The organism is bacterium, from assembly GCA_041649255.1.
In the GTDB taxonomy this organism is placed as follows: Bacteria; Hydrothermota; UBA3073; order JACQXS01; family JAQTXJ01; genus JAQTXJ01.
This window is the reverse complement of record JBAZNK010000020.1, coordinates 19201-31980: the sequence shown is the minus strand read 5'-3', so window position 1 is coordinate 31980 and position 12780 is coordinate 19201. Positions and strand designations below refer to the sequence as shown.

At 38.2% G+C, this 12780-nt stretch carries 13 protein-coding genes; 6 read left to right on the top strand and 7 right to left on the bottom strand.

Translation table 11 applies throughout. The annotated features are described in order from the left end of the window. Positions 1–17: 17 nt before the first annotated feature. Complete coding sequence (locus WC614_12090) at positions 18–2213, top strand: two-component regulator propeller domain-containing protein (protein MFA5033744.1); 2196 nt, start codon at positions 18–20, stop codon at positions 2211–2213. 415 nt (positions 2214–2628) lie between these two features. Here WC614_12090 and rplX read toward each other — a convergent pair whose 3' ends face one another. From rplX to rpsC, 6 genes are read right to left on the bottom strand one after another with little or no spacing between them, the layout of a single operon-like run. After that, positions 2629–2967, bottom strand: a complete 339-nt coding sequence (gene rplX / locus WC614_12085) for a 50S ribosomal protein L24 (protein ID MFA5033743.1) — start codon at positions 2965–2967, stop codon at positions 2629–2631. Then, positions 2964–3335 (bottom strand): 50S ribosomal protein L14, encoded by a 372-nt coding sequence (rplN, locus tag WC614_12080; protein MFA5033742.1) that lies wholly within the window; start codon positions 3333–3335, stop codon positions 2964–2966. The genes rplX and rplN overlap by 4 nt, the downstream gene beginning before the upstream one ends. 21 nt (positions 3336–3356) lie before the next feature. After that, a complete protein-coding gene (gene rpsQ, locus WC614_12075) occupies positions 3357–3584 on the bottom strand; it encodes a 30S ribosomal protein S17 (protein ID MFA5033741.1) in 228 nt (75 codons plus the stop codon). Beyond that, on the bottom strand, positions 3550–3756 hold the full coding sequence (gene rpmC, locus WC614_12070) for a 50S ribosomal protein L29 (GenBank protein MFA5033740.1): 207 nt from the start codon (positions 3754–3756) through the stop codon (positions 3550–3552). Before rpmC ends, rpsQ begins: the two co-directional genes overlap by 35 nt. Further along, on the bottom strand, positions 3753–4157 hold the full coding sequence (rplP, locus tag WC614_12065) for a 50S ribosomal protein L16 (protein MFA5033739.1): 405 nt from the start codon (positions 4155–4157) through the stop codon (positions 3753–3755). The genes rpmC and rplP overlap by 4 nt, the downstream gene beginning before the upstream one ends. A gap of 3 nt (positions 4158–4160) precedes the next feature. Next, a complete protein-coding gene (gene rpsC, locus WC614_12060; protein MFA5033738.1) occupies positions 4161–4784 on the bottom strand; it encodes a 30S ribosomal protein S3 in 624 nt (207 codons plus the stop codon). Between the two features lie 640 nt (positions 4785–5424). Between rpsC and WC614_12055 the strand changes: the two genes are divergently transcribed. Together WC614_12055 and WC614_12050 are read left to right on the top strand one after the other, a co-directional pair. After that, entirely contained in the window at positions 5425–6885 is a 1461-nt protein-coding gene (locus WC614_12055; protein MFA5033737.1) for a cellulase family glycosylhydrolase, read from the top strand. A gap of 12 nt (positions 6886–6897) precedes the next feature. Beyond that, entirely contained in the window at positions 6898–8289 is a 1392-nt protein-coding gene (locus WC614_12050; GenBank protein ID MFA5033736.1) for a T9SS type A sorting domain-containing protein, read from the top strand. Between the two features lie 76 nt (positions 8290–8365). Here the strand turns inward: WC614_12050 and WC614_12045 are convergent, their stop codons facing one another. After that, positions 8366–8497, bottom strand: coding sequence for a hypothetical protein (locus tag WC614_12045; protein MFA5033735.1), 132 nt, complete (start codon positions 8495–8497; stop codon positions 8366–8368). A gap of 57 nt (positions 8498–8554) precedes the next feature. Between WC614_12045 and WC614_12040 the strand changes: the two genes are divergently transcribed. From WC614_12040 to WC614_12030, 3 genes are all read left to right on the top strand, one after another. Next, the gene (locus WC614_12040) at positions 8555–10180 is read left to right on the top strand and encodes a PQQ-binding-like beta-propeller repeat protein (GenBank protein MFA5033734.1); all 1626 of its coding nucleotides are present in this window, start codon (positions 8555–8557) and stop codon (positions 10178–10180) included. A 16-nt stretch (positions 10181–10196) separates the two neighbouring features. Next, positions 10197–11681 carry a hypothetical protein gene (locus WC614_12035; GenBank protein ID MFA5033733.1) on the top strand — a complete coding sequence of 495 codons (1485 nt, stop codon included), beginning with the start codon at positions 10197–10199 and terminating at the stop codon, positions 11679–11681. Between the two features lie 67 nt (positions 11682–11748). After that, on the top strand, positions 11749–12777 hold the full coding sequence (locus WC614_12030; protein ID MFA5033732.1) for a family 16 glycosylhydrolase: 1029 nt from the start codon (positions 11749–11751) through the stop codon (positions 12775–12777). Positions 12778–12780: the final 3 nt, after the last annotated feature.

Sequence of the window (12780 nt, the reverse complement as noted above, 5' to 3'; positions counted from 1 at the left end):
AAATTCAGGAAAGTAAAATGACTAAACATTTTTATATAATATTTATTTTATTGTCCGTCTTTGCCTATAATACTGCGAATGCTCTACACCTGGGATGGACCAATTACACTTGTGGATTAGTTGTTACTGCTGTTGCCGATAGTGGCAATGAATTATGGGTTGGTACTTATACCGGACTCGTAAAAATAAACAAAACTACTTCAGAAATGACATTTTATAACCACGCGAATTCCGGATTGCCTTATAACACTGTTTCTGCTCTTGCAATAGAGGGAAGTAATATTTGGGTTGGTACTTTGCATGGCGGGCTTGCGAAGTTTGATGGCACTAATTGGACTGTCTATAACAGCTTGAATTCCGGATTGCCTAATAATGGGGTTCGCTCCCTTGCAATAGAAGGAACTAATATATGGATTGGAACTTATGGTGGTCTTGCGAAGTTTAATGGAACTACTTGGAATGTATATAAAACTTCAAATTCCGCTTTGCCTGACAACTGGGTCTTTGCAATTGCAATAGAAGAAAGTAATATTTGGATTGGTACTTGGGGGGGGCTTGCAAAGTTTGACGGCACGAACTGGACTGTGTTCAAAACATCAAATTCCGGACTGCCTGATAACCTTGTCTATGCTCTTGGAGTAGAAGGGAGTAATATTTGGGTTGGTACTAGTTGGGATGGTGGACTTGCAAAATTCGATGGCGCTAATTGGACCGTTTTTAACGATTCGAATTCTGTTTTGCCTATTAAAGATATTACCGCTCTTGCAATAGAAGAAAGTAATATATGGATTGGCACTGATGGTGGTGGACTTGTGAAGTTTGATGGAACTAACTGGACTATTTTCAACACATCTAATTCCGGTTTACCGTCGGATACTGTCTCTGCTCTTGTAATAGAAAAAAGTAATATCTGGATTGGAACCGGAGATATTCAATGTTCTGGTTATTATGGCAGTGGTCTTGCGAGATTTGACGGGACTAACTGGACTGTATTCAATCCTTCAAATTCTGGTTTGCTTAATAACGATGTCTATGCTCTTGCGATAGAAGGGAGTAATAAATGGATTGGTATTTGGAATGCCGGTCTTGAAAAATTTGACGATACTACCTGGACTATTTATGAAATGTCAAATTCCGGATTACCTGCTAACTCTATCACTGATCTTGGGATAGAAGGAAATAATATCTGGATAGGCACTGGTAATTCTTATGGTTTTAATGGTGGGCTTGCGAAGTTTGATGGCACTAACTGGACTGTGTTCAACACCTCAAATTCCGCTTTGCCTCTTAATGATATCACTGTTCTTGCAATAGAAGGAAGTAATAAATGGATTGGCACTGATGGTCGTGGAGTTGCAAAGTTTGATGATGTTCACTGGACTTTGGTCGATACATCAATTTCCGGCAAGCCGTATAACTCTGTTGATGCCATAGCAATAAAAGGAAGTAATGTATGGATTGGCGCTTATTATTATGGTCTTGCGAAGTTTGACGGCACGAACTGGACTTTGTTCAACGAATCAAATTCCGGCTTGCCCCTTAATTATGTGAAGGCTCTTGCAATAGAAGGGAGTAATATATGGATTGGTACCTGGGGAAAGGGGCTTGCGAAGTTTGATGGCACGAATTGGACCGTATATGACACATTAAATTCCGATTTGCCTGCTAACTGTGTCAGCGATCTTGCAATAGAAGGTAGTAATATCTGGATTGGTACTTTGGATGGTTTAGCGAAGTTTGACGGCACTAACTGGAGTGTATACGATACCTCAAATTCCGGATTGCCTAACAACTATGTCAATACTCTTGCGGTAGAAGGGAGTAATATCTGGATTGGTACTTGGGGTGGCGGTCTTGCAGTATATTATACTACGATAGGAACAGAAGAAAATGCGGATTTTGGTCGAAGATCCGCCTCAGGCGGAATTGCGGAATTGAAAATACTAAAAAACCCGTTTGTTAAATCAACGACTATTAGTTATTCACTTCCCGTTAAGACTACAATATCATTAAAACTTTATGATATTACCGGGAGTTGTGTAAAAACATTAATCAACGGCGAAAAAGAAGCGGGTACTTACACTGTCACTTTTCCCGCCAAAGGACTTTCTACAGGCATCTATTTCGCAACACTCACAACAATTTGTCATTCTGAGTGTAACGAAGAATCTCATAAGTTTAAATTAACAAAGAAACTAATTTTAATGAAGTAAAAGATAAAAGATTTATAACAGTGACTGTAAGAGAACTTTAAGAGATAAAAATTTTAAATAAGTTATGTTCTCTGCGAACGGATTTTACCACGCTGTGTCGAAGATCCGCCGTAGGAGGAGCGGGGCGTCTCTGCGGTGAAAATTTCTTCCCTCTGCGTCTTTACGTGAGAAACTTATTATCCGTGCAAATCCGTGTCCGTTATCCGTGGCTAATTATTCTTTTTATTATCTATTTATTTTTTCTTGTGTAAATCGTGTGCTAATCTCGTGGTTTCAATTTAGTGCTCTTTTTTTGTGATTAGTTAGAGTTTCCCGCCTTGGCGCGATTACTCTAACTTATCCAGCTCAGCTGGGTTTTGTGTTTTTGTGGCGAGGTTTTTCTTTTGCAGCTACTATGAGTTTCTAAGTTTAGAAGTTACTTCTCGTCTATCATCTCGTTACACTGTTTGCAGACGCGTGCATTCTGAGTGCCTTTCTTTTCTTTCTTGATTTTCGTAAGTTTCCCGCATCTCGGACACACGAGACGAAGATTATCTGCTCTGATAGGACATTCTTTTTTAAGTCGTCCTGAAGCTTCTCCGGGTGCAGTTGGTTTCTGATGTTTTACTCTCATGTTTATAGTCTCTACGATACAAGTATTTTTATCCTTACCGGTTTTTTTATCTTTAGTAAAAAATACTTTTAATATTTTTCCTTTTTTGCCTTTATAAGCGCCAATCATTACCTGCACAAGGTCATTCTTTTTTAATCTCATACTACCTCACTTGCCAGAGATGCAATTTTTGTAAACTCTTTGTCTCTGATTTCGCGTGCTATCGGCCCGAATACACGAGTCCCGAGAGGTTCCCTGGTTTCTTTGCTAATAAGAACGCAAGCATTTTCATCAAATCTTACGTAACTTCCATCAGTCCGACGACATTCTTTCTTTGTTCTAACTACCACTGCGGTCTGAATGGTATGATTTTTTATCGTTCCCTGTCCTATTGCGCTTTTAACGACAACAGTGATTACGTCTCCGATGTGTGCGTATCTTCTATAGCTTGAACCCGGTATCCCTATACACATTGCAGTCTTTGCACCGGTATTATCTGTAACTTCAAGCTTTGTAAAAGTCTGAATCATATTGTTCCCCTCTTAAATTTATTATAAAACTTTTATAATTCGCCAATTCTTAGTCTTAGACAGTGGTCTTGTTGCCTCTATGATAACACGTGTCCCATTTTTCAAATCCTCTTCGCAATGACAGGCAAACCTCTGGTGTTGACGAATATACTTTTTATATTTTGGGTGAGGGAAGCAGCGCTCAACTTCTACTATACGCGTTTTCTGCTGCTTATCACTTACTACTATCCCTTCTAATTTCTTTCTCATGTATTATAGTTAAAGTACGAGCAATATCTCGTCTTATTATTCTTATTTTTAATGGATTCGCTAAATTTTGCGTCCTTCTTTTAAATTTCATTGTAAACAACTCTTCTTCCAAAGTATGAAGAGTATTTTTCAACTCATCTATTTCTTGTTTATGTAAGTCTGCAGCTTTCATCTTTTTATGATTCTCGTGTGTATCGGTAATTTGGCTGCGCCACGAGCAAGCGCTGTTTGTGCCATTGTTGCATCCATTCCGCCGAGTTCAAATAATATTCTACCCGGTTTTACTACGGCTACCCAATGGTCAGGTTCACCCTTTCCTTTACCCATACGAGTTTCTGCAGGTTTCTTTGTGTATGGTTTGTCAGGAAAAACTCTAAGCCACATTTTTCCGCCTTTTTTCAAAAAATGCGTTAATGCAACACGACAAGATTCTATTTGTCTGTCAGTTATCCATGCAGGTTCAAGCGCCTGTAAACCAAAGTCGCCGAAATCTACCGAAGTGGCTCCTTTTGAAACACCTCTCATTCTTCCGCGGTGTTGTTTACGAAACTTGGTTCTGCTTGGGGCTAACATAAATTAGTTGTCTCCTTTATAAATCCAGACTTTTACACCTATCGTTCCGGATACTGTGTGAGAAGTTGCTTCGCCGTAATCAATTTTTGCCCTTAAAGTATGAAGAGGAACTTTTCCTTCTTTATATTGTTCCTGTCTTGCAATTTCAGCGCCCTGCAATCTGCCGGAACACATTATTTTTATACCTAATGCTCCAAGATTCATTGCACTTGACATTGCTCTTTTCATTGCTCTTCGGAAAGATACTCTCTGTTCCAGACGACGAGCTATGTTATTTGCTACGAGAACTGCATCTATTTCAGGATCCTTTATTTCCTGGACTGCTATTTCAATGTCTCTTCCGATTGCGAGGTTCAACTCGTTACGAAGCCTGTCAATTAATGCGCCTTTTCTTCCGATAACCATACCCGGTCTTGCTGTATGGATGACGCAACGAACATGTTTCGGTGTGCGTTCTATTTCAGTCTTAGATATGCCGGCTTCTTTTAATCGTTCGTTTATATATGTCCTTATTTGAAAATCTTCTTGTAAAAACTTTTTGAAATCACTACTTTTGGCAAACCATTTTGACTGCCAATCAGTTGTTATTCCAAGCCTAAAACCATACGGATGTGTTTTTTGTCCCATTTTTTATATCTCCAAAATAAAAATAATCTTTTTTAAATAACTTAGATATAGCTTTTTGTCAACAATATTTTTTAATATTCCCTAAAATAAATTTACTTAATTTATAAAACTTGACCTTCTAAATCCAACTTTATCTAAGCGTATAGCCTTCTTTTGTCATTCTGATCCGCCTCAGGAGGAGAAGAATCTCTCCGTTGTATGCATTAATATGTGTGGAAATCTTTTTAAATTACCCCGTCCTGTCGAAGATCTCGCCGCAGGAGGAGCGGTGGCGGGAATCCAGCTTTTGCTGTTTAAACTTTCTATTAATCTGCGTCCGAATTTCTGCTTTTTCATGTTCTTTACTATAGTCTCGAGTCTGTTACGGGAAATTCTTTCTGTTTTTTGCTTGAGACCATTCAAAAAATGATACAACTTGTGTATCAAACATAATACAAAACATTGCTATTCCTATAAAGATTTTTCAAAATAGAAAAACTGTTTTCCCTGATACACAAAGAGAGTATATAAATCAAATATAAAATGTCACAGCTTTTGCTATATAATTCCTACAGTAAGTAAAGAAAAATGAAAAAATTATCAATCATAAAAAGCTTTACAAAAGAATTCTAACAAAGTAATGTATAAAACACAAGATAAGATGAAAATAATATTACTCATTTTTTCTATAACCTTAAGCGCTAGTAGTCTATTTGGCTCAACAAATTTTATACACAGGGATGGCAAAACTATAGTTGATAGTACCGGCAATCCCATAAAACTGAGAGGCTTGAATTTAGGAGGATGGTTATTGTGGGAAGGCTGGATATGGGGGAAAGGATATAAAAGTGAAACAACGATATTAACCCGTTTGGCACAAATAGTTGGCGATACGATAACTAAGGAATTCCAACAGCAGATTTATGAAACTTTTATAGGGAAAGATGATATCGCTGCAATTTCCCAATCTTGTTTTAACGTGGTGCGCATCCCTATTAATCACCGCTTGCTGGAAGACGATTCACTGCCATACACATATAAACAAAGTGGGTGGAATATATTAGACAGCATACTTAACTGGTGCGAGCAATATAAAGTATATGCTATACTGGATATGCATAGTGCGCCCGGAGGGCAGAGCTCTGTTTTCATAGCTGACCCCGATACTACAGGTATTTTATTATGGGATGATGAAAATAATAAACTCCGTACTATAGCGCTTTGGAGGGCGATAGCCGAAAGATATAAAAATCGGACCATTGTTGCCGGTTATGACCTGTTAAACGAACCCTCCGAAGAAAGCCAGTTAGTTGATATCTATACAAGAATAATACAAGCCATTAGAGAAGTAGATACTAATCATATGCTTATTCTTGAAGGAACGAATGCTGCCCAGAATTTTTCAATGTTATCAACCCTGTTGGACAGTAATATGACTTACAGTTTTCATATTTATACATGGTTTGGCGAAGACCCAAAAGCAAAGATTTACGCATATAAAACTATTGTGGATAGTTATAATGTGCCTATGTGGTGTGGTGAATGGGGAGAAAATCGTTATCCTCTTGTTGACAGTACAAAAAAAGCTCTGGAAGATACTGCCAATGAACTTAGCGGATGGTCTTTCTGGACATGGAAAAAAGTGATTAACAATTATCCCTGTTTTACGGAAATTCAGCCTACTGCCTTATGGACAAAGCTAATAAACTGGATAAATGCTCCGGTGCTCTCTCCAAAACCAACCTATAATGAAGCCATACTCGGGATGAGCGAATTTATTCAATCCATAAAATATACGAATAATATTACAAATGATACGATGAAAACTCTCCTGCAGGTGTGCGATACAACGGCCATATCAGAGAAAGATGTTGTTACACACAAAGAGCTTTTGTTTGCGATTTTTCCTAACCCTGTAAAAAAATATTTAGCAATTAGTTTTGCTGCCGGTCAAAACGACAAGAAACAAATTCAAGTTTATAACGCAATAGGCGTATTAGTTAAAAGTGTTTGCACAAATCAGACGAACATTAAAATAAATGTTGCTAATTTATCAAAGGGAACTTATTTTATTCGCGTAAAGAATCATCCACAACAAATACAAAAATTTATTAAACAATAAAAAGAGGGTAAAATGTTTTGGATAATGTTTATTTTATCAACTTTTCTTCAGACAAAAGGGGACAAGTACGAGATGAAAAAAGATACGGTACTCCTTGAAAATGGCGTTCTTCCAAATTGGATACTATGGAAAGATTCTGCCTTGCCGAATGCTGACCTGGTTTATGTGGACCCTCTAAACTGGGATCTGTGGGTTATAGATGAAAATGGTGGAAACAAAAACTGTCTCACGTCTTACGACGATAATATTCTGGGGATAAACTTTCCGCTGGACGAAGATAGTATTGCCCCTGCAATTCACTGGAAAGGCGCTCCGATTGTTCATCCCTTCTTGCCAATTATCTTTTTCAGAGCGGAAAACGAGCATAGCGCACACAAACCGTTAGAAAATGCGCCAAGTATTGGATGGGATAATGATATCTGGGCTTTGGACGTAAGTAAGAAAAATTACTACAGGTTGACGAACTTGGACTCCGGACAAGGACTTCAACGTGCTGCGATTTCAGAAGATGGCAAGTGGTTTGTTTACCCGCTGCGATATGACAAGGGAAATTCCGGTGACGATTACGGATTTTCCAAGATGATATTCTGTGAAATAGTTCCGGATACCAATGACCAATTACAGCTTGTGAAACGATTCGAACGTGAACCGAATGGCCAGATGTACTACGAACCAAACGACATCCATAAGAATGATTCCCTTTCTTATTCTTTGCTCTATTCGGCATCTTCAGGAGTATGTTGTGACCCCTATGAGTATAAATGGACATGGGATGGCGATAGTTGTTATGGAACAAATAAATCTCTTCAGACAACGCCACAACATGAAGAGTTCTTTATGTTTTCACCCTCGGGCGACAAAATCGCATGGATGAAAGGCCCGTACTTTCTCTATAGGTATTTTGCAGACCTTTATATATCAAACCCTGACTTTACAGAAATAGAGCGTATTACATGGTATAACGACAGTACCGTTTGGCCGGACTCTTATAAACCGAATGGATGTCAGTTGGATTGTTTGACATGGAATGATGATGGAACAACTATATTTTTTGGCCTCTGGATTCATGATGGTCCTCTCAAACCCTTTAACAGTTCGGAGTTACATCGGCTCGATTTGTTTACTCAAGGTATAAACGAAGAATCTAATGGCTCTGGTATTAACTTGAAACTTTTAACCACCTGTGGTGAAAGAGTTGAAGTCCGATATACGCTGCCAAAAGACGAATCTATTGAACTTTCAGTTTACGGCGTAGATGGAAGAAAAAAAGATGTGATTGCTAATGGTTATAAGACAACAGGAATGCATACTAATTTCTGGAAACCTTTTTCGTCAGGCGTGTATTTTATAAGGCTAAAGACATCGGATAATATCATAACCCGGAAAACAATATGGGTAGAGTAAACTTAAGTTAGATTAAGCAAGACAACGTTTCTGTAACTCTTTATAGTTAACTTCCCTTGTTTTATCCCTTTTGTTTCTAATAAGTTTTCCCGTTCGTCATTCCCGCGAAAGCGGGAATCCATTGTTTCCGTTCTATATGTCCTATATGACCTATTCTCTTCTCCGTTTGTTCTACATCACAAAAAGATTGACAAAAATACTTTTTCATAACATTAATTATTCGTTGTATTGAAAATAAAAACATAACTTTAACACAGGAGGTATTATGATTTTAATGACGTTGATTCTTTCCTTATCTAAAACGACTATTCCCACCGGATGGCCTATGCTCAGGGCGAATGAACAGCGGACAGGATACGTGCAGGGATACTCGCATTTTGCCGACAGCGCTATTAAAAAATGGGATTTGTTAATCCAGAATTCGGAAGGGGATATAATATATTCAAGCCCTGTTTCCGCAGATTTCAACGGGGATGCAAAAAACGATATCTTAATAGGTTCCTGTACTCCCGCTTTTCCCGCGGCGGACCTTTATAGAGGTTATGATGGTATGTTTATCTGGGCTACTGTTGGTAACGAAATGGGGCCTTATTTTGGTACGCCTGCTCTTATGGATATTAACGGGGATGGTAAACCGGAGGTTTTTGAAAGTACCTGCGATTCATTTATGACTCCCCCCGTAAAAGGTTATTTCAAAGCGTATGACGGTAATAGCGGAGCATTTATCTGGGGAAAACGAATTGTGTACGGAGATAGTCTTAATGCTTTTTCCTGGTATACTAAAGATTGCTGCGCCCCGCTCGTAATAGAAGGAGATTCCGGGACGGTTATAGTGGGAGACGAATCGGGTGTTTTATGGGCGTTTAACGCTACAAACGGTAATGTCCGATGGTTTGACACGTTAACGATAAATTTACAGCCGCCTTCAAGAGGAGACGTAGATGGCGATGGAAACAAAGAAATAGTCGTGGTAGGTGGGGTGACGTTGTATGTACTTAATGATGCGGGAAATATAAAATGGAGTACTGCCATTGGGGATACGGCTACGACACCTGCGTTGTCAAATTTTGATGCGGATACTGCATTGGAAATAGTCCTTTACTGCTATACTACGGGAAAAATTAAAGTTTTTAATTCGGGAAATTCAACTCCTTTTATTAATGCGACTGTAGGCATTTTTGCGCCGGATTATTCGCCTGAAACTTTCGGACATGATTATTGGCAGCCATCACCGGGAATTGCCGATATGACGAGAGACGGAATCCCGGATATAGTTATTCATAATGGAAAAAAATTATATTGTATAAATGGCGCTACCGGAGCTGTAGAATGGAATAAAACACATGCCAATTTGTTCGGGTCGCCTGTAATTGCAAATCTTAATAATGATACTTGTAACGAAATTGTAGTAACGGGGTATCCTCCCGATGTAGATCATAGAGCGCAGGTTAATTATTTTGAAAGTAACGGTGATAAAGGATGGGGGTGGAATTCTCCTAAAGGAGATACGGGATACAGAGACCCCATTTTAAATGAAGCCTGTCTTACTGATGTTGACGGGGATGGAGATCTGGAAATAGCAGTAGTAGATTACTCTTGTTATTGTGTTGTGCTTGATGTTCCGGGTGGAGCTGTGGAAGAGAATAAAATAAATAATAAAAACAATATAGAACTCGGAAATACGATATTTAGTAATTATGTTGAATTGTCTGTAAAAGAAAAAACAAATACGGAATATAAAATTTACGATGGTGTAGGCAGGTTGGTAACACGGGGTTTCATAATGGGAAATATGAGGATTGATACTCGTGCGATAAAGAAAGGGGTGTATTTCCTTAAACTGAATGACGGGCAAAAAGAGAAAACATTTAAGATAATAAAGATAATATAAAATAACTATATTCCTGTTGAAACATAATTTTAACAAAGGGAAAATTATAAAAAAATATTTGCTTGTATTTATTATCCTTACAGGAACAAACCTCTTTGCCTCCGCCCCCGACACCCTCTGGACAAGAACTTTTGGAGGAGCTGGATGGGATGATGGCAGTTCGGTTCAACAAACTTCTGATGGTGGATTTATCATTTCAGGAAAGACAGATTCTCCCACTTCAATGCAATGGGCTATCTATCTTATTAAAACAAATTCCTCAGGCGATACTTTGTGGACAAGAACTTTTGGTGGAATAGGAAACTTGGATTGGGGGTCTTCAGCTAAGCAGACCAAAGATGGGGGATTTATCATTACTGGAACGTCAGCGCAAAACGATGTCTATATAGTTAGGACAAATTCTTTGGGAGATACTCTCTGGACAAGAAGTTTTGGTGGAGTTAATCATGATTGGGGATGGTCTGTTCAACAGACTAAAGATGGCGGATTTATCGTTGCGGGAGAGACTTTTATGGCTTGGGAATATACGAATGCCTATCTTATCAGAATAGATTCTTTAGGTAATACGCTTTGGACTAAAACTTATGGTGGATCTTTTTATGATTACGGTTATTCAGTTCAAGAGACTTATGATGGCGGATTTATTGTCGCAGGTTCATACTCTTTCGGACAAAACTATGAAGATGCCTATCTTATTAAGACAAATTCTTTAGGCGATACATTATGGACAAGAACTTACGGCGGGACTGGATGGGATGTTGCGTATTCAGTTCAACAGACTCAAGATAGCGGTTTTATTATTGCAGGAGAAACAGAATCTTTTGGAGCAGGAGCAGGTTTTAACAATGTCTATTTGGTTAAAACAAATTCTTCAGGAAATGTTCTATGGACAAGAACTTACGGCGGAACGAACTATGATTGTGGCAAATCTGTTCAACAGACTGAAGATAGAGGTTTCATCATTGCAGGATTTACATCCTCTTTTGGGGTAGGCAGTAATGATGTTTATCTTATAAGGACAAATTCAATTGGTGACACTCTTTGGACAAAGACTATTGGTGGGACTAAAGGTGATTTCGGATATTCTATTCGACAAACAACAGATGGCGGGTTTATTATTACAGGAATGACAAGTTCTTTCGGAGCAGGTGGGTATGATGTCTATCTGATTAGATTGGGTAAAGAAGTCGGAGTTGAAGAAAAATCAAAAATCAAATATCAAAATGCAAAATTGGAAGTTATAAAAGATAAGATTTATTTATCCGTCCCTAATAACTATTATACTAATACACTAATAACGATTTGCGATTTAACAGGTAGACTTCAAAACACTCTCTACCAAGGCACATTACCCAAAGGCAATTATACCTTTACACCCAACATTCACAAGAGCGGTATTTATTTTGTGAAACTTACAGCAGTTTGTCATTCTGAATCCGCCGCAGGCGGGGAAGAATCTAATACAATAAACATAACTAAAAAATTAATTTTAATGAAATAATATTTAATTTTTAATCCGTATTTTTGATATTTAATATTTGATATTTAATTTGATAATAGTGGGCGATATGAGGAAATTATTCTTCTCTTGTTTATTGTTTTGTTTTATACAAAACAAAGCGCAAGCATGGAATCTTCTATGGTCCGATGAATTTGACAGCGCAAACGTTAATCCCACAAACTGGACTTATGATACGGGTTTTAGCTATAATAACGAACTTGAATATTACACAAGCCGGCCAAAGAATGTCAAAATACAAAATGGGAACCTGTTAATTATAGCCAAAAAAGAAGTTTATAACGGAGCAAATTACACTTCTGCCCGTTTAAAAACCGATGGACTACAAACATGGACCTATGGAAAATTTGAAGCAAGAATCAAACTTCCCGTTGGAAAAGGAATATGGCCTGCCTTCTGGCTGCTGGGGCAAAGCGTTAACCAGATTGGCTGGCCTAAATGCGGGGAAATCGACATAATGGAACACATAAACACGGAAACGCTGATTTATGGAACTATGCATTGGGATAACGGGGGACATCAACAATCCGGGAGTTATACTTCTTGTAATGTAACACAATATCATATTTATTCTATCGAATGGAATGCCAACGCAATCAAGTGGTTTCTTGACGGAACTAAGTTTTTTGAAACAAACATTTCAGGCGGTATTAACGGCACTCAAGAACTGCATCTTCCGTTCTATATAATCCTGAATTTAGCAGTCGGCGGAAATTGGCCGGGGAATCCTGATGGCACTACACCATTCCCTGATACTATGTTCGTTGATTATGTGAGAGTTTATGAAGATGTAGCTGTGGAAGAACCATCTACGGGTAGCTTGAAGCCCTCGCTTCAAGCCGTCGATCTTAAAGTAATAAAAGATAAAATTTTCCTCTCCGTCCCCAATGACTATTGCCCTAATACCCTAATAACGATTTACGATTTATGCGGTCGACCGAAAGAGACTCTCTATTCCGGCACATTAACCAAAGGCAATTATACTTTTACACCCGTAATAAAAACAAACGGCATTTATTTTGTGAAACTTTCAGCACATAATTTTAAAGAAACAAAGAAATTAGTTTTGATAAAATAGAGG

Coding starts and splice junctions, on each gene's coding strand:
- rpsQ (MFA5033741.1), bottom strand. CDS start 3,584: ATGAGAAAGAAATTAGAAGGGATAGTAGTAAGTGATAAGCAGCAGAAA.
- WC614_12040 (MFA5033734.1), top strand. CDS start 8,555: ATGATTTTAATGACGTTGATTCTTTCCTTATCTAAAACGACTATTCCC.
- rplX (MFA5033743.1), bottom strand. CDS start 2,967: ATGAGATTAAAAAAGAATGACCTTGTGCAGGTAATGATTGGCGCTTAT.
- rplN (MFA5033742.1), bottom strand. CDS start 3,335: ATGATTCAGACTTTTACAAAGCTTGAAGTTACAGATAATACCGGTGCA.
- rpsC (MFA5033738.1), bottom strand. CDS start 4,784: ATGGGACAAAAAACACATCCGTATGGTTTTAGGCTTGGAATAACAACT.
- WC614_12050 (MFA5033736.1), top strand. CDS start 6,898: ATGTTTTGGATAATGTTTATTTTATCAACTTTTCTTCAGACAAAAGGG.
- WC614_12030 (MFA5033732.1), top strand. CDS start 11,749: ATGAGGAAATTATTCTTCTCTTGTTTATTGTTTTGTTTTATACAAAAC.
- WC614_12090 (MFA5033744.1), top strand. CDS start 18: ATGACTAAACATTTTTATATAATATTTATTTTATTGTCCGTCTTTGCC.
- WC614_12055 (MFA5033737.1), top strand. CDS start 5,425: ATGAAAATAATATTACTCATTTTTTCTATAACCTTAAGCGCTAGTAGT.
- rpmC (MFA5033740.1), bottom strand. CDS start 3,756: ATGAAAGCTGCAGACTTACATAAACAAGAAATAGATGAGTTGAAAAAT.
- rplP (MFA5033739.1), bottom strand. CDS start 4,157: ATGTTAGCCCCAAGCAGAACCAAGTTTCGTAAACAACACCGCGGAAGA.
- WC614_12045 (MFA5033735.1), bottom strand. CDS start 8,497: ATGAAAAAGTATTTTTGTCAATCTTTTTGTGATGTAGAACAAACGGAG.